The 16,171-nt window shown below is 39.8% G+C and carries 28 protein-coding genes; all 28 read right to left on the bottom strand.

The features are described from left to right. Window positions 1–19: 19 nt before the first annotated feature. Window positions 20–133, bottom strand: coding sequence for a 50S ribosomal protein L36 (gene rpmJ, locus VBD025_RS03205; protein WP_430791244.1), 114 nt, complete (start codon window positions 131–133; stop codon window positions 20–22). Window positions 134–168: 35 nt separating this feature from the next. Further along, the gene (gene infA / locus VBD025_RS03210) at window positions 169–387 is read right to left on the bottom strand and encodes a translation initiation factor IF-1 (protein ID WP_430789241.1); all 219 of its coding nucleotides are present in this window, start codon (window positions 385–387) and stop codon (window positions 169–171) included. Then, window positions 365–700, bottom strand: coding sequence for a KOW domain-containing RNA-binding protein (locus tag VBD025_RS03215; protein ID WP_430789243.1), 336 nt, complete (start codon window positions 698–700; stop codon window positions 365–367). The genes infA and VBD025_RS03215 overlap by 23 nt, the downstream gene beginning before the upstream one ends. 186 nt (window positions 701–886) lie before the next feature. Next, entirely contained in the window at window positions 887–1,531 is a 645-nt protein-coding gene (locus tag VBD025_RS03220; RefSeq protein WP_430789245.1) for an adenylate kinase, read from the bottom strand. A gap of 33 nt (window positions 1,532–1,564) precedes the next feature. Then, window positions 1,565–2,860, bottom strand: coding sequence for a preprotein translocase subunit SecY (secY, locus tag VBD025_RS03225; RefSeq protein WP_430789247.1), 1,296 nt, complete (start codon window positions 2,858–2,860; stop codon window positions 1,565–1,567). Then, complete coding sequence (gene rplO, locus VBD025_RS03230) at window positions 2,860–3,300, bottom strand: 50S ribosomal protein L15 (protein WP_430789249.1); 441 nt, start codon at window positions 3,298–3,300, stop codon at window positions 2,860–2,862. The genes secY and rplO overlap by 1 nt, the downstream gene beginning before the upstream one ends. Before the next feature lie 30 nt (window positions 3,301–3,330). Beyond that, entirely contained in the window at window positions 3,331–3,513 is a 183-nt protein-coding gene (gene rpmD, locus VBD025_RS03235; RefSeq protein WP_430789251.1) for a 50S ribosomal protein L30, read from the bottom strand. A 13-nt stretch (window positions 3,514–3,526) separates the two neighbouring features. Then, complete coding sequence (rpsE, locus tag VBD025_RS03240) at window positions 3,527–4,030, bottom strand: 30S ribosomal protein S5 (protein WP_422500967.1); 504 nt, start codon at window positions 4,028–4,030, stop codon at window positions 3,527–3,529. A 24-nt stretch (window positions 4,031–4,054) separates the two neighbouring features. Beyond that, on the bottom strand, window positions 4,055–4,417 hold the full coding sequence (rplR, locus tag VBD025_RS03245; protein ID WP_430789254.1) for a 50S ribosomal protein L18: 363 nt from the start codon (window positions 4,415–4,417) through the stop codon (window positions 4,055–4,057). A gap of 33 nt (window positions 4,418–4,450) precedes the next feature. Further along, window positions 4,451–4,987: a 50S ribosomal protein L6 gene (rplF, locus tag VBD025_RS03250; protein ID WP_430789256.1), complete on the bottom strand. Its 537-nt coding sequence runs from the start codon at window positions 4,985–4,987 to the stop codon at window positions 4,451–4,453. 30 nt (window positions 4,988–5,017) lie between these two features. Continuing rightward, window positions 5,018–5,416, bottom strand: a complete 399-nt coding sequence (rpsH, locus tag VBD025_RS03255; protein ID WP_089060904.1) for a 30S ribosomal protein S8 — start codon at window positions 5,414–5,416, stop codon at window positions 5,018–5,020. Window positions 5,417–5,445: 29 nt separating this feature from the next. After that, complete coding sequence (locus VBD025_RS03260; RefSeq protein WP_089060905.1) at window positions 5,446–5,631, bottom strand: type Z 30S ribosomal protein S14; 186 nt, start codon at window positions 5,629–5,631, stop codon at window positions 5,446–5,448. 174 nt (window positions 5,632–5,805) lie between these two features. Continuing rightward, on the bottom strand, window positions 5,806–6,345 hold the full coding sequence (rplE, locus tag VBD025_RS03265) for a 50S ribosomal protein L5 (RefSeq protein WP_430791246.1): 540 nt from the start codon (window positions 6,343–6,345) through the stop codon (window positions 5,806–5,808). Between the two features lie 26 nt (window positions 6,346–6,371). Next, window positions 6,372–6,683 (bottom strand): 50S ribosomal protein L24, encoded by a 312-nt coding sequence (rplX, locus tag VBD025_RS03270; protein ID WP_430789259.1) that lies wholly within the window; start codon window positions 6,681–6,683, stop codon window positions 6,372–6,374. 38 nt (window positions 6,684–6,721) lie between these two features. Next, on the bottom strand, window positions 6,722–7,090 hold the full coding sequence (gene rplN, locus VBD025_RS03275; RefSeq protein WP_404450873.1) for a 50S ribosomal protein L14: 369 nt from the start codon (window positions 7,088–7,090) through the stop codon (window positions 6,722–6,724). Window positions 7,091–7,139: 49 nt separating this feature from the next. After that, complete coding sequence (gene rpsQ / locus VBD025_RS03280) at window positions 7,140–7,403, bottom strand: 30S ribosomal protein S17 (protein ID WP_430789261.1); 264 nt, start codon at window positions 7,401–7,403, stop codon at window positions 7,140–7,142. Between the two features lie 26 nt (window positions 7,404–7,429). Further along, window positions 7,430–7,630 (bottom strand): 50S ribosomal protein L29, encoded by a 201-nt coding sequence (gene rpmC / locus VBD025_RS03285; RefSeq protein ID WP_089530246.1) that lies wholly within the window; start codon window positions 7,628–7,630, stop codon window positions 7,430–7,432. Beyond that, window positions 7,620–8,054 carry a 50S ribosomal protein L16 gene (gene rplP, locus VBD025_RS03290; RefSeq protein ID WP_430789263.1) on the bottom strand — a complete coding sequence of 145 codons (435 nt, stop codon included), beginning with the start codon at window positions 8,052–8,054 and terminating at the stop codon, window positions 7,620–7,622. Before rplP ends, rpmC begins: the two co-directional genes overlap by 11 nt. Before the next feature lie 18 nt (window positions 8,055–8,072). Beyond that, complete coding sequence (gene rpsC, locus VBD025_RS03295) at window positions 8,073–8,714, bottom strand: 30S ribosomal protein S3 (protein ID WP_430789265.1); 642 nt, start codon at window positions 8,712–8,714, stop codon at window positions 8,073–8,075. A 3-nt stretch (window positions 8,715–8,717) separates the two neighbouring features. Continuing rightward, window positions 8,718–9,059, bottom strand: a complete 342-nt coding sequence (gene rplV, locus VBD025_RS03300; protein ID WP_430789267.1) for a 50S ribosomal protein L22 — start codon at window positions 9,057–9,059, stop codon at window positions 8,718–8,720. A gap of 18 nt (window positions 9,060–9,077) precedes the next feature. Then, entirely contained in the window at window positions 9,078–9,356 is a 279-nt protein-coding gene (rpsS, locus tag VBD025_RS03305; protein WP_404450867.1) for a 30S ribosomal protein S19, read from the bottom strand. Window positions 9,357–9,411: 55 nt separating this feature from the next. Beyond that, the gene (gene rplB / locus VBD025_RS03310) at window positions 9,412–10,242 is read right to left on the bottom strand and encodes a 50S ribosomal protein L2 (protein WP_430789274.1); all 831 of its coding nucleotides are present in this window, start codon (window positions 10,240–10,242) and stop codon (window positions 9,412–9,414) included. Between the two features lie 33 nt (window positions 10,243–10,275). Then, complete coding sequence (gene rplW, locus VBD025_RS03315; RefSeq protein ID WP_089060916.1) at window positions 10,276–10,563, bottom strand: 50S ribosomal protein L23; 288 nt, start codon at window positions 10,561–10,563, stop codon at window positions 10,276–10,278. After that, a complete protein-coding gene (rplD, locus tag VBD025_RS03320) occupies window positions 10,563–11,186 on the bottom strand; it encodes a 50S ribosomal protein L4 (RefSeq protein WP_430789276.1) in 624 nt (207 codons plus the stop codon). Before rplD ends, rplW begins: the two co-directional genes overlap by 1 nt. Before the next feature lie 26 nt (window positions 11,187–11,212). Next, window positions 11,213–11,842: a 50S ribosomal protein L3 gene (gene rplC / locus VBD025_RS03325; protein ID WP_430789278.1), complete on the bottom strand. Its 630-nt coding sequence runs from the start codon at window positions 11,840–11,842 to the stop codon at window positions 11,213–11,215. 33 nt (window positions 11,843–11,875) lie between these two features. Beyond that, entirely contained in the window at window positions 11,876–12,184 is a 309-nt protein-coding gene (gene rpsJ / locus VBD025_RS03330; protein ID WP_085504873.1) for a 30S ribosomal protein S10, read from the bottom strand. A 600-nt stretch (window positions 12,185–12,784) separates the two neighbouring features. Continuing rightward, window positions 12,785–13,975 carry an elongation factor Tu gene (gene tuf, locus VBD025_RS03335; protein WP_430789280.1) on the bottom strand — a complete coding sequence of 397 codons (1,191 nt, stop codon included), beginning with the start codon at window positions 13,973–13,975 and terminating at the stop codon, window positions 12,785–12,787. Window positions 13,976–14,076: 101 nt separating this feature from the next. Next, window positions 14,077–16,155: an elongation factor G gene (gene fusA / locus VBD025_RS03340; protein ID WP_430789282.1), complete on the bottom strand. Its 2,079-nt coding sequence runs from the start codon at window positions 16,153–16,155 to the stop codon at window positions 14,077–14,079. Window positions 16,156–16,171: the final 16 nt, after the last annotated feature.

Here is a 16,171-nt window from a genome sequence, read left to right on the forward strand (position 1 = left end):
TTCTAGCACCTCCTTGTTTTTAGCCTTGTTTTTGCTTGTGTTTTGGATTTTCGCAAATCACCATTACTTTGCCTTTACGCTTAATAACTTTACACTTTTCGCAAATTGCTTTTACAGATGGTCTTACCTTCATCATCTTTACCTCCTTTTATATCGGAGCTCTCTCGGTTATTTATAACGGTAAGTAATCCGTCCTCTAGTTAAATCATACGGTGAAAGTTCTACTGTCACTTTATCACCAGGTAATATACGGATGAAATGCATGCGGATTTTACCAGATACATGTGCTAAAACCGTATGACCGTTTTCAAGCTCGACTTTAAACATTGCGTTTGGCAACGTGTCGGTTACTGTACCTTCTACTTCAATTACATCTTCTTTCGTCATCGTGTTGGTCTCCCTTCTTCAAATCAGTCACAACTTCATTGACATATTTAGCTATGGCAAATCTCAATTTCCCATTTGTGACACGACCAGTTTCTAGAAGGCTATTTTGGACTTCAGGGGAAATGTAATCCATAACTTCAATATGATGTACATTCTTTTTCTTTGGTCGATCATACTTTCGTTTTTCCCCGTCTGCTAGCATGACATACCCATTGTCTACCATATTAATTATAACCGCGTATTGCCCTAACTCACGGCCTTGCATAATACGAACAATTTGACCTACTTGCGGAATCAAATCAGCTTCGCTCAACAACGATCACCTTCACTTAGGCTATAAATTTTAATGCTGCCTTTTAAGGGCTCTATTTCACAATTTTAGTAACATCCTGTGCTACTGTATGACCAGTATACGCGTTAGTCGCTCATCACGACCTATATTATACCTTCTAACAAATAGAAATGCACCCATCCTGCGTTATTTATACAGTTACAATGCTTATTTTTCTAATTTGGCTTGAATATCCTGGAAAACTACATTAATTTCTTTATCGCCATTAATGGTTACAAGATACCCTTTATTATTATAGAAGTCCAGTAAAGGCTGCGTTTGTTTCATATTAACATCCAAACGAGTTCTAACCGTTTCTGGCGTATCATCTTTACGTTGGATTAGTTCACTGCCATCCTTGTCGCATAAACCTTCCTCTTTAGGAGGGTTATACATAACATGATACGTTGCTCCACATGTCGGACAAATTCTGCGACCAGTAAGACGTTTCACTAATTGTTCTTCTGGAACGTTCACATGCAGTACGTAGTCAATGTCGTCATCCAATTTGGAAAGAAGCGTTTGTAATGCTTCTGCTTGGGCGATTGTTCGAGGAAATCCGTCTAGCAGAAAACCCTTTTGACAATCGTCCTTACGCAAACGCTCTTCAACAATACCAATTGTTACTTCGTCAGGAACAAGATCACCTTGATCCATAAATTGTTTTGCTTTAATTCCAAGGTCTGTTCCTTCTTTTATTGCTAATCGGAACATATCTCCTGTTGAGATATGAGGGATGTTATATTTTTCACTTATCTTCTCTGCCTGTGTACCTTTACCAGCACCAGGGAGACCCATTAAAATTAAATTCAACAATATTCCCCTCGCTCTCATTGGTAACAAGTATTACTTGATAAAACCTTTGTAGTGACGTTTAACAAGCTGACTTTCTAATTGCTTCATAGTCTGCAATGCAACACCTACAACGATTAGTAAACTTGTTCCGCCGATTTGTACAGCAGTAGGTAACTTTGCCAAACTGCCTAAAACGATAGGTAGTACAGAAACAGCTGCAAGGAATATCGAACCTACAAATGTAAGACGATACATAACCCGTGTAAGATAGGTTTCTGTATTCTTCCCTGGACGAATCCCTGGAATATATCCACCTTGTTTTTGTAAATTCTCAGCCATTTGTTCAGGATTAACTTGAACAAATGTATAAAAATACGTAAACGCGATAATTAACGCTACATAAATGACCATCCCAATTGGTTGGGTGTAATCAAAGATTGACTTAATCGTTGTTGCAATATCATTACCTTCAAAAAATCCTGCAATTGTACTTGGCGCTATCATAAATGCGATAGCAAAGATTACCGGGATTACTCCAGCAGCATTAACCTTCAAAGGTAAATGTGTAGAGTGTCCACCAACCGGTGAACGGTTAACCAATTTTTTTGCATATTGAACAGGTATTTTACGTAATGCCTGCTGGATAAAGATCACTCCAACAACTACTGCAATAATAACTAGAACAATCATTGACACAATAACAACGTTGATAAACAATTCGTCACCAGGGTTAACAAAATACTGACTATATAATTGCTTAACACCATTAGGTACTGCAGCTACGATACCAGCAAAGATTAGAATGGAAATACCATTTCCAACACCATTTGCAGTTATCTGTTCCCCGACCCACATTAAAAACGTCGTTCCACTTGTTAAAACAAGGGCAATGACAAGAAATGTTAGGACGTCAGGGTTTTCAATTAATTGGCCGCCTGCCAGTTTGTTAAAACCAATAGACATAGCGATTGCTTGAACAAATGCTAGTGCAACTGTTCCGTAACGAGTTACTTGAGCAAGCTTTTTACGGCCCATCTCTCCTTGTTTTTTCCACTCAGAGAATTTCGGTACAACATCCATTTGAAGTAATTGCATGATGATCGATGCTGTGATATAAGGCATTATTCCCATCGCAAAGATGGAAAAATTCTGTAATGCCCCTCCACCAAATGTGTTTAGAAAACCAAATACATTTCCTTGATCCATTAAATGACCAATTGCTTCTTTATCAGTATATGGCACGGGAATGAAGGTACCTAGACGGAATACAATCAGCATTAACAATGTGAAGATTATTTTCCGTCTGATATCAGCCACGCGCATAAGATTGGAAATTGTACGAAACATTAAATCACCTCTGTTTGACCGCCCGCTGCTTCAATAGCTTTCTTAGCTGAAGCAGAGAACTTATGAGCTTTCACAGTAAATTTCTTTTCAACAGCACCATTGCCAAGCACTTTAATACCTGCTTTAAGCTTACTTACTACACCTTCTTCAAGTAGAAGTTCTGGTGTAATTTCAGTGCCATCTTCAAATCTATTTAAAGTTTCAAGATTTACTACAGCGAATTCTTTACGGTGAATATTTGTAAATCCACGTTTTGGTAAACGTTGGAATAAAGGCATTTGGCCACCTTCAAAGCCCGGACGAGTTCCGCCACCTGAACGTGACTTTTGTCCTTTATGTCCTCTACCGGAAGTTTTTCCGTTACCAGAAGACATTCCGCGTCCAACGCGGTTGCGTTCTTTGCGGCTTCCTTCTGCTGCCTTCATTTCATGAAGTTTCATACGAGCACCTCCCTTTACGCTAATGTGTAATTAAACTTCTTTAACCGCTACAAGATGAGATACTTTGTTGATCATACCGCGAACGGCTGGAGTATCTTCACGAAGTACGGATTGACGAATTTTTTTTAGCCCTAATGACTGAACAGTTTGCTTTTGCCCTTCTGCTCTACCAATAACGCTGCGCGTGAGGGTGATTTCTAATTTTTTAGACATAGTATATCCCTCCTTATCCTAACAGTTCTTCTACAGACTTTCCGCGTAGTTTTGCAACTTCTTCTGCGCGTTTCAAGTTTGTTAGTCCATTTAATGTAGCGCGAATCATATTGATTGGTGTGTTTGAACCAAGTGATTTCGTTAAAATATCACCAACACCAGCAAGTTCTAATATCGCACGAACAGGGCCACCAGAGATAACTCCAGTACCTTCTGCAGCTGGTTTCATTAGTACATTACCAGCACCAAATCTTCCATTTATCTGATGTGGAATAGTAGTTCCAACAATAGGCACCGTAATTAAGTTCTTTTTAGCGTCATCTACTGCTTTTTTAATTGCTTCTGGTACTTCTTGTGCTTTACCAGTACCAAATCCTACATGACCGTTCTTATCTCCAACTACAACTAGTGCAGCAAAACGGAAACGGCGTCCACCTTTAACAACTTTTGCAACACGATTTATCGTTACAACACGTTCTTCAAGATCTAATTTGTTCGGGTCTATGCTTGTACGCATCTATGTCCCTCCTTTATCTTTCGATTAAAATTCAAGACCTGCCTCGCGAGCAGCATCTGCCAATGCTTTTACACGTCCATGATAAAGATAACCTCCACGATCGAACACAACCGATTTAAAACCTTTATCCTGGGCACGTTTAGCGATCATTTCTCCGACTTTTTTAGCGGCTTCAACATTTCCAGCATCTTCAACATTCAATTCCTTGTCTGATGCAGAAGCACTTACTAATGTTACACCATTAACATCATCAATTAATTGTACATACATGTTCTTATTAGAACGATATACATTTAAACGTGGGCGTTGTTCTGTTCCTGATAGGTTTTTACGAACACGCTTTTGTCTTTTTTTACGCAATCCATTTTTGTCAGGCTTTGTGATCATACTAGGTCACTCCTTTCTGGTTCCTAACCAATGTTACTTACCAGTTTTACCTTCTTTACGACGTACAAATTCACCTTGATAACGAATACCTTTTCCTTTATATGGCTCAGGTGGGCGAATTGCACGAATTCTGGAAGAAACCGCTCCAACTAATTCTTTATTAATTCCTTTAACAATAATTTGAGTGTTTTTAGGAATTTCTATTTCAATACCTTCAATAGCTTCGAGTTCTACTGGATGTGAATAACCTGCGCTAATTACAACTTTTTCGCCTTGCTTTTGCGCACGGTAACCAACACCAACCAGCTCAAGATTTTTTTCAAATCCTTTGCTTACACCAATAACCAAATTGTTGATAATGCTGCGAGTTGTTCCGTGTAATGCACGATGAACTTTGTGATCACTTGGGCGTACAACTGTTACAACCTTATCTTCAATAACAACCTTCATTTCATTATGAACCGTTTGGGTTAATTCACCTTTTGGTCCTTTAACCGTAACAACGTTTCCGTTTAATTTAACTTCAACGCCATCCGGAATTTCAATTGGCTTAAGTCCTATACGAGACATTCCATGCACCTCCTGTCTTAAAAATGTTAATTACCAAACATATGCTAGAACTTCGCCACCAACAGCTTGAGTACGTGCTTCTTTATCAGATAACACACCTTTAGATGTTGAAACGATAGCAATGCCTAAACCGTTTAGTACGCGAGGCACCTCATCAGCTTTTGCATAAACACGTAGTCCTGGTTTGCTTATACGTTTGATACCTGTAATTACTCTTTCGCTGCTTACGCCGTACTTAAGGAAAATACGCAGAACACCTTGCTTGTTATCTTCAATGAATTCATAATCACGTACAAAACCTTCACGTTTTAAAATATCAGCGATTTCTTTCTTCATCTTAGAAGCAGGAAGCTCTAATTTCTCATGGCGTACCATGTTAGCGTTACGAATGCGAGTCAGCATATCTGCTATTGGATCTGTCATAACCATTACTCATTACCTCCTTCCCAAATCGGGGTTTACCAGCTTGCTTTTTTGACACCAGGAATTTGACCTTTATGGGCAAGTTCACGGAAACAAATACGGCATAGTTTAAATTTACGAATTACAGAATGTGGACGGCCACAGCGTTCACAACGTGTATACTCTTGTACCTTATACTTTTGTGGGCGTTTTTGTTTCGCAATCATTGATTTTTTAGCCACAATTTTCCCTCCTTGTATTAGCTCTCAACGCGTGTTCAAAATTGCCAAATTAGAAACAAGAAGTTCGATGCGGTGTGGACTTTCAGATCGAAATGAGTTATTTACAGCATTAAGATCGAAAAGACAAACCTACGAAGAAAATCTTTGGTAACTATATGAACAACCTTTCTAAGCTTATTTTTGGAAAGGCATGCCTAGTTGAGCCAGAAGTTCACGCGCTTCTTCGTCAGTATTTGATGTTGTAACAATTACAATATCCATACCGCGAACTTTACTTACGTTATCATAGTTAATTTCTGGGAAAATTAGTTGTTCTTTCACACCTAATGTATAATTTCCACGGCCATCAAACGCTTTTTTGGAAATACCACGGAAGTCACGAACACGCGGAAGTGAAACTTGCACTAATTTTTGTAGAAATTCGTACATACGCTCACCACGAAGTGTTACTTTTGCTCCTATTGGCATTCCTTCACGTAAACGGAATCCAGCGATTGATTTCTTAGCTTTTGTGACCATTGGTTTCTGACCAGAAATTAATGCAAGCTCTTCAACAGCGCTATCTAATGATTTTGAGTTTTGAACTGCATCACCAACACCCATGTTAATTACGATTTTCTCTACATGAGGTGTTTCCATAACTGATTTATAATTAAATTTATTCATTAAAGATGGCATTACGTCATCTTGGTATTTTTGTTTTAATTCGTTCATCATGTCGCCCTCCTTTCGTCGCTAAATTAATTATCTAATGCTTCACCGGATTTTTTAGCGATGCGGACTTTCTTTCCATCACGTACTTCGAATCCAACGCGAGTTGGTTCTCCGGATTTAGGATCAAACGGCATTACGTTAGAAACATGAATTGGCGCTTCTTGGTTTAGGATTCCACCTTGTGGATTGTCCTGTGAAGGTTTAGCGTGTTTCTTAACCATATTAATTCCTTCTACAAGAACACGATCCTTTTTTGGATATGCTTCTAAAATAGTACCTTGCTTTCCACGGTCTTTACCGGAAATTACTTTTACTTTATCACCTTTTTTAACATGCATGCTTTACGCACCTCCTTGACAAGGCTTTTCATTATCACTTATAAAACTTCTGGTGCTAGAGATACGATTTTCATGAATTTTGCATCACGCAATTCACGTGCTACAGGTCCGAAAATACGAGTCCCTCTTGGACCTTTATCATCACGGATGATGACAGCAGCATTTTCATCGAAACGAATGTATGATCCATCTTTACGACGCATACCACTCTTCGTACGAACGATTACCGCTTTGACTACTTCACCTTTTTTAACAACGCCACCTGGTGTTGCTTGTTTGACCGTACAGACAATTACATCACCAATGTTAGCAGTTTTACGTCCTGAACCACCCAATACTTTGATTGTTAGAACTTCACGTGCTCCAGAGTTATCTGCTACTTTTAGACGAGTCTCTTGTTGAATCATATCGTTGTGACCTCCCTTCGGATACCTTCCGAGCGAACTCGAACTTTAATTATATAATTACCGCTTCTTCCACAACTTCTACTAAACGGAAACGCTTTGTAGATGATAGCGGACGAGTTTCCATGATACGAACGACGTCACCAGTTTTTGCTTGGTTATTCTCATCATGTGTTTTGAATTTTTTAGAGTATTTTACACGCTTACCGTATAACTTGTGAAATTTGTAAGTCTCAATTAATACAGTAATTGTTTTATCCATTTTGTCTGATACAACACGACCTGTGTACTCTTTACGATTATTACGTTCAGTCATTTTGAGGCTAACCTCCTCTCAGGTTTCTAGTTATTTACACTTAGTTCACGATGACGGGCAACTGTTTTCAAACGAGCAATGGACTTACGAACCGCGCGAATACGTGCAGTGTTTTCCAAAGATCCTGTTGCCAACTGAAAGCGTAAATTAAATAGTTCTTCCTTTAACGTTTTTACCTTTTGTTCAATTTCGGCAGTGGTTAGTTCTCTGATTTCATTAGCCTTCATTGATTTCACCACCAATTTCTTCGCGTTTTACAAACTTAGTTTTGATCGGTAATTTATGAGAAGCAAGACGTAAAGCTTCACGTGCAACTTCTTCACTCACACCAGCGATTTCAAACATGATTTTTCCTGGTTTTACTACTGCTACCCATCCTTCAGGAGCACCTTTACCGGAACCCATTCGAACTTCTAGGGGCTTTGCAGTATATGGTTTGTCTGGGAAAATCTTGATCCAAACTTTACCGCCACGTTTCATGTAACGAGTCATTGCAATACGAGCCGACTCAATTTGGCGGTTTGTGATCCATGATGCTTCAAGCGCTTGTAAACCGTACTCACCAAAAGCTACAGTAGTACCGCCTTTTGCTTGACCTCTCATTTTACCACGATGTTGTCTACGATATTTAACACGTTTGGGCATTAACATAATGCATATCCCCCTTCCTTATTTTGTGTTTTTTGTTGGAAGGACTTCTCCACGATAGATCCACACTTTAATTCCTAGCTTACCGTAAGTAGTATCAGCTTCTGCTGTACCATAATCGATATCTGCACGTAATGTGTGTAGTGGTACTGTTCCTTCACTATAATGTTCCGCACGAGCGATATCCGCTCCACCTAGACGGCCGGAAACTTGTGTTTTAATTCCTTTTGCTCCACCACGCATAGCGCGTTGTATAGATTGCTTTTGAGCACGACGGAATGAAATACGGTTTTCTAATTGACGAGCAATATTGTCAGCAACTAGTGTAGCATTCAAATCAACTTTTTTAACCTCAACGATGTTAATGTGAACACGTTTGCCAGTTAAGCTGTTTAATGACTTACGTAAAGCTTCAACTTCTGATCCGCCTTTACCAATTACCATACCAGGCTTTCCAGTATGAATAGTGATATTTACGCGGTTTGCTGCACGTTCGATTTCAATAGAAGAAACAGCAGCAATACGTAAGCGGTTTTCAAGATACTCTCTGATTTTGATATCTTCGTGCAGTAATTCTGCATAGTCTTTACCAGCATACCACTTTGACTCCCAGTCACGAATGACTCCGACACGAAGACCTATTGGATTTATCTTTTGACCCACTGACTATCCCTCCTTCTTTTCTGATACAACCACTGTTACATGGCTTGAGCGTTTATTAATTTTACTTGCACGACCTTGTGCACGTGGGCGGAAACGTTTCAATGTTGCGCCTTCGTTAACGTATGCTTCAGAAACAATTAAGTTTTCTGTATCCATTTCGTAGTTGTGTTCTGCATTTGCAATAGCAGAGTTAAGAACTTTTTCTACGACTGGAGAAGCACCACGTTGAGTAAGGCGTAATATTGCTACAGCTTCACCAACATTTTTTCCTCGAATTAAATCTACTACTAAACGTACTTTACGAGGAGCAATACGAACAGATTTTGCAACGGCTTTAGATTGCATGTTGAGTGCCTCCTCTCATTAGCGTTTTGTTTTCTTGTCATCGCCAGCGTGTCCTTTATACGTACGGCTTGGCGCGAATTCACCTAATTTATGTCCGACCATATCTTCTGTTACATAAACCGGAACGTGTTTACGTCCGTCATATACAGCTACAGTATGACCTATAAATGTAGGAAAGATAGTTGAGCGACGAGACCAAGTTTTTACTACTTGCTTCTTGTCATCTTCATTTAACTTGTCGATCTTGTTTAATAGATGGTCATCTGCAAAAGGTCCTTTTTTTAAACTACGACCCATGGATAAACCTCCTTTCGTAATTGAGAAACGGGTTAATACCCGCTCGCTTCATCCGTTATTTTTTACGTTTACGAACGATAAATTTATCGGTAGGTTTGTTACGTTTACGAGTCTTGTAACCAAGAGTTGGTTTGCCCCAAGGAGACATTGGTGATTTACGTCCGATTGGTGCACGTCCTTCACCACCACCGTGTGGGTGATCGTTAGGGTTCATAACAGAACCACGTACAGTTGGGCGCTTGCCTAACCAGCGAGAACGTCCTGCTTTACCAATTTTGATAAGCTCGTGTTCGATGTTTCCAACCTGACCAATTGTAGCGCGGCAAGTTGAAAGCACTAAACGTACTTCTCCAGATGATAAACGTACGAGTGTATACTTTTCTTCACGTCCAAGAATTTGTGCTTCAGCACCAGCAGATCTAGCTAATTGTCCACCTCTGCCTGGCTTCAATTCGATATTGTGGATGATTGTACCCACAGGAACGTCTTGAAGTTGAAGCGTATTTCCAACTTTGATGTCTGCTTCTTTGCCTGACTCTATTTCCTGACCGACTTTAAGACCTTTTGGAGCTAAAATATATCTTTTCTCTCCATCAACGTAATTGATTAATGCTATATTAGCTGAACGGTTTGGATCATATTCGATCGTAGCAACGCGTCCGCGTATTCCATCTTTATCACGTTTAAAATCGATAATACGGTATTGACGCTTGTGACCGCCACCTTGATGACGAACTGTTAATTTACCTTGGTTGTTACGTCCACCACGCTTATAAAGCGGGCTTAGTAAGGATTTTTCAGGCTTATTAGTTGTAATATCAGCGAAATCTGACGTAGTCATTCCGCGTCTACCATTCGTGGTAGGTTTATACTTCTTAATCGCCATCTTTTTTCCCTCCTTCACATGTTACGTAGTTTCTTAGCCCTCGAAAAAGTCTAGCTCTTTGCTATCCTCTGAAAGCTGTACAATAGCTTTTTTGCGGTCTGAACGGTATCCACCGTAACGACCCATTCGCTTGAATTTACCTTTTAGGTTCATTGTGTTAACTTTTACTACTTTTACACCAAATACTAACTCAACAGCATCTTTAATCTCTGTCTTGTTTGCTTTCGGGTAAACTTCGAACGTATATTTCTTGTCTGCCATTAAATCAGCAGTGTTTTCTGTAATGACTGGGCGCTTAATAATATCACGTGGATCTTTCATTATGCAAGCACCTCCCCTGCTTTTTCAGCTGCATCCTTTGTTAAGATGAGCTTGTCATGCATTAGCAAGTCTAAGACATTAACTTGTTCAACAGTAAGTACTTTTACTGATTGAAGGTTGTTAGCAGAACGAATTACATTCTCGTCTTTCTCTGCTGTTACAATCAACACTTTTGTATCTACTTTAAGTGCGCCAAGCATACTTACTACTTCTTTTGTTTTAGGGGCATCAAATGCGATGTTTTCTAAAACTACCAGATTCTCTTCTTTTACTTTAGAAGAATAAGCAGATTGTAGTGCTAAACGACGAACCTTTTTCGGAAGCTTGTAGCTGTAACTGCGTGGTGTAGGTCCAAATACTACTCCGCCGCCAACCCATTGTGGTGCGCGAATTGTACCTTGACGAGCACGGCCAGTTCCTTTTTGACGCCATGGCTTACGACCACCGCCGCGTACATCTGAACGATTCTTAACAGCATGAGTACCTTGACGCTTTGATGCTTGTTGCATCACTACTGCATCATGTAATACATGTTCATTTGGCTCAATACCAAAAACTGCATCATTCAATTCTACTTCTCCTGCTTGTGTACCATCTTGTTTTAATAGTGCTATTTTAGGCATGACATATCCTCCCTTCGTTTATGTGATTAGTTAGCCTTTATTGCACTCGTAATTTTCACGAATGATTTTTTTGCACCTGGAACATTACCTTTAATTAATAACAGGTTACGTTCGGCATCTATATTAACTACTTCTAGATTTTGGATAGTTACATTTTCGCTACCCATGTGACCAGGCATTTTTTTACCTTTAAATACGCGCATTGGGTCAACTGCACCTAATGAACCTGGAGCTCTATGGAAATGAGAACCGTGAGACATTGGACCACGATGGAAATTGTGGCGTTTTATTGCCCCTTGGAATCCTTTACCTTTTGATTTACCAGATACATCAATTTTATCGCCTGTTTTGAAAACATTAACGCCAATCTCTTGACCTACTTCATAATCGTCAAGTTTTGCGTCACGGAATTCACGAACGTAGCGCTTAGTTGTAGTGCTTGCTTTCTCAGCATGACCTTTCTTTGCTTTGTTAACGTGTGATCCTTTTGCATCAGAAAAACCAAGTTGAATTGCTTCGTAACCGTCATTTTCTAAAGTCTTTTTTTGTAAAACAACATTTGGATCAGCTTGAATTACTGTTACTGGCACTAATTCGCCGTTTTCAGAGAAAAGCTGAGTCATGCCGATTTTACGACCTAAGATTGCTTTCGTCATCCGTTACACCTCCTATAGTAAAAACATAATTTATTATAATTTGATTTCAATATCCACACCAGACGGTAAGTCTAGACGCATTAATGAATCTACTGTCTGTGGTGTTGGATTAACAATATCGATTAACCGCTTGTGAGTACGCATTTCAAATTGCTCGCGTGCATCTTTGTATTTGTGCACCGCACGCAATACAGTATAGATAGATTTCTCAGTCGGCAACGGAATTGGTCCTGAAACATTTGCACCAGAACGTTTCGCTGTATCAACGATTTTCTCAGCTGATTGATCTAAAATGCGGTGATCATACGCCTTTAAACGGATCCGAATCTTTTCTTTTGCCATTATTTTCCCTCCTTTTCGCCCAATTTAGATATTAGACTTTCTCCGTGAAAATTTCTCAGATACCCCGCCATGGCAAAGGGGCCGGGTGTATCGACAACCTTTCACTTCATCGCCTTTTATGACCAACATTCATATTATATAGAAAAAACGCGGTCAATGCAATACTTATTTAATAATAGGCAATCGCACATCTATGTATTATACAAAAGAAAGTGATAGATTGCAAGGGGTGATTGGATTTTTATTTAAAAAAGTTATACATGGGTGGTTTTGTTCTATTGTATAGGTCTGTCCACTGAAAAAGTTACATGTGATACAAAAGAAATTGGATATACCATCGTATCTTCGATTATACTTCGTTTTCCTCGGGCACGGCTTCAGTCTCCTAAGATAAGCGAAGACCGCTTTCCTGCTGGCCCTTCAGCCCGCGCTGTTCCCGCAGGAGTCTTCGTATATTCTAGTTGCTACATTAAGGTGAAATATTAAATTATTAAAATTCACTGCTTTTTCAGTAGTCTCGATATCAGCCACTAAATAAACTCGGATTTTAACCATAAAAAAACAGGCAGCGTCGTCACGCTGCCTGTTTTTATCTATTAATTACTTTTCAATTGTTGATACAACACCAGATCCAACAGTACGTCCACCCTCACGGATAGAGAAACGAGTACCCTCTTCAATAGCGATTGGAGAAATAAGTTCAACACTCATTTCAATGTTATCACCAGGCATTACCATTTCCACGCCTTCTGGTAACTGAATTACGCCAGTTACGTCAGTAGTACGGAAATAGAATTGTGGGCGATAGTTACCGAAGAATGGAGTGTGACGTCCACCTTCTTCTTTTGATAGTACATAAACTTCAGATTTGAAGTTAGTATGTGGAGTGATTGTACCTGGCTTAGCAAGTACTTGACCACGTCCGATATCATCACGAGATACACCACGTAGTAGTGCACCAATGTTGTCGCCAGCTTCAGCATAATCAAGAAGCTTACGGAACATTTCAACACCAGTAACAGTTGTTTTAGCTGGAGCTTCGTTAAGTCCGATGATTTCTACATCGTCTCCGACTTTAACTTCTCCACGCTCAACACGTCCTGTAGCAACAGTTCCACGGCCAGTGATTGAGAATACATCCTCAACAGGCATCATGAATGGTTTGTCAGTATCACGCTCTGGAGTAGGGATATACTCATCAACAGCGTCCATTAATTCAATGATTTTAGCTTCGTAGTCAGCATCGCCTTCGATTGCTTTTAGAGCAGAACCTTTGATTACTGGTACATCGTCACCAGGGAAGTCATATTCAGTTAATAGATCACGTACTTCCATTTCTACTAATTCTAGAAGTTCTTCGTCATCTACCATATCTGTTTTGTTAAGGAATACTACGATTGATGGAACACCAACGTTACGTGAAAGCAAGATGTGCTCACGAGTTTGTGGCATTGGGCCATCAGCAGATGATACTACTAAGATAGCTCCGTCCATTTGTGCAGCACCAGTGATCATGTTTTTAACATAGTCAGCGTGACCTGGACAGTCAACGTGCGCATAGTGGCGTGCATCAGTTTCGTACTCAACGTGTGAAGTTGAGATAGTAATTCCACGTTCTTTTTCCTCTGGAGCACCATCAATTTGGTCATAAGCCATTACTGTACCTTTACCAGATTTCTTGTGCATTACGATTGAGATAGCTGCAGTTAGAGTTGTTTTACCATGGTCGACGTGACCAATAGTTCCAATGTTTACGTGACTTTTCGAGCGATCGAATTTTTCTTTAGCCATTTATAATTCCTCCTTTAAATTAATAAAAGTTTAGTTTAGTTTTTTGAGGGCTAAATTTAGCCCACATTAAAAGTTATACGTTAGATTTTAATAAAAATCAATTATTCACCAGCATTTTTTTTGATGATTTCTTCAGAGATGCTCTTAGGAACTTCTTCGTAATGATCAAAATGCATAGTAAACTGTCCACGACCTTGTGTGTTTGAACGTAATGCTGTTGCATAACCAAACATTTCTGAAAGTGGAACAAATGCTTTAATTACTTGAGCAGGTCCGCGTGCTTCCATACCTTCTACACGTCCACGACGAGATGTAACATCTCCCATGATATCTCCCATGTATTCTTCTGGAATTACAATTTCTACTCTTTCAAGTGGTTCAAGCAATACTGCCTTACATTTAGTCTTAGCAGCTTTTAATGCCATGGAACCAGCAATTTTAAATGCCATCTCGTTCGAGTCAACATCATGATAACTACCATCATAAAGTGTTGCTTTTATATCAATTAGAGGATACCCAGCTAATACACCGCTTTCTGTTGCTTCTCTAATACCTTGTTCAACAGATCCGATATATTCTCTTGGTACTGATCCACCAACGACCTTATTTTCGAATGCGAATCCAGCGCCTTCTTCGTTTGGCTCAAATTTAACCCAAACGTGTCCGTACTGTCCACGTCCGCCTGACTGACGTACGAATTTACCTTCGACTTCAGCAGATCCGCGGAACGTTTCACGATAAGCAACTTGTGGAGCACCAACATTTGCTTCAACTTTAAACTCTCGTCTTAAGCGATCAACAATGATATCAAGGTGAAGTTCACCCATACCAGAAATAATTGTTTGACCAGTTTCAACGTTAGTCTCAGTTCTGAATGTAGGATCCTCTTCAGCAAGTTTACCTAATGCAATTGACATTTTATCTTGGTCAGCTTTTGTCTTAGGTTCAATCGCTACACCGATAACTGGTTCTGGGAAGTCCATTGATTCCAAGACAACAACGTCTTTTTCATCACAAAGTGTATCCCCAGTTGAAGTATCCTTCAAGCCAACTGCTGCAGCAATTTCGCCAGAATATACGGTTGCAATCTCTTCACGAGAGTTTGCGTGCATCTGTAGAATACGACCAACGCGTTCACGTTTGTCTTTTACAGAGTTTTTCACATATGAACCAGAATCTAATTTACCAGAGTATACGCGGAAGAATGTTAACTTACCTACGTATGGGTCTGTCATTACTTTAAATGCTAGTGCAGAGAATGGTGCACTGTCATCTGCTTTACGTTCTACTTTTTCTTCGGTACCTGGCAAGATACCTTCGATTGGTGGAACGTCAGTTGGTGCTGGCAGGTAATCAATTACACCGTCAAGTATCAATTGAACACCTTTGTTTTTGAATGCTGAACCACAAAATACTGGGTAGAACTCAATATTTAATGTAGCCTCACGAATTGCATTTTTAAGCTCTTCGTTTGAGACTTCTTCACCTTCAAGAAATTTCATCATTAAATCTTCGTTTAATTCTGAAACAGCTTCTATTAATCCTGCACGTAATTCATCTGCCTGGTCTTTCAATTCAGCAGGAATTTCGCGTGACTCAGCACGTGTGCCCAAATCATCTTCATAATAGTAAGCTTGCATTGTTACTAGATCAATAATACCTTCAAAGTCGTCTTCAGCACCTATTGGAAGCTGAACCGGATGCGCGTTAGCGCCCAAACGGTCTTTTAAAGTACCTGTAGAATACATGAAATCTGCACCAAGTTTATCCATTTTGTTAATGAATACAACACGTGGCACACCGTAAGTCGTCGCTTGACGCCATACTGTTTCTGTTTGTGGTTCTACACCTGATTGTGCATCAAGAACAGTTACCGCTCCATCAAGTACACGCAATGAACGTTCAACTTCAACTGTGAAGTCCACGTGTCCAGGTGTATCAATGATGTTAATACGGTGCTCTTTCCATGCTGCAGTTGTAGCAGCAGACGTGATTGTGATTCCACGCTCCTGCTCTTGTTCCATCCAGTCCATCTGTGATGCACCTTCATGGGTTTCGCCTATCTTATGAATACGTCCTGTATAGAAAAGAATACGCTCAGTAGTAGTGGTCTTTCCTGCGTCGATATGAGCCATAATACCAATATTGCGTGTCTTCTCCAAGGAGAAATCTCTAGCCATGTATTCTTCTCCTTCC

Origin of the sequence: Virgibacillus flavescens (assembly GCF_050574275.1) — a bacterium.
GTDB lineage: Bacteria > Bacillota > Bacilli > Bacillales > Amphibacillaceae > Virgibacillus_F > Virgibacillus_F flavescens.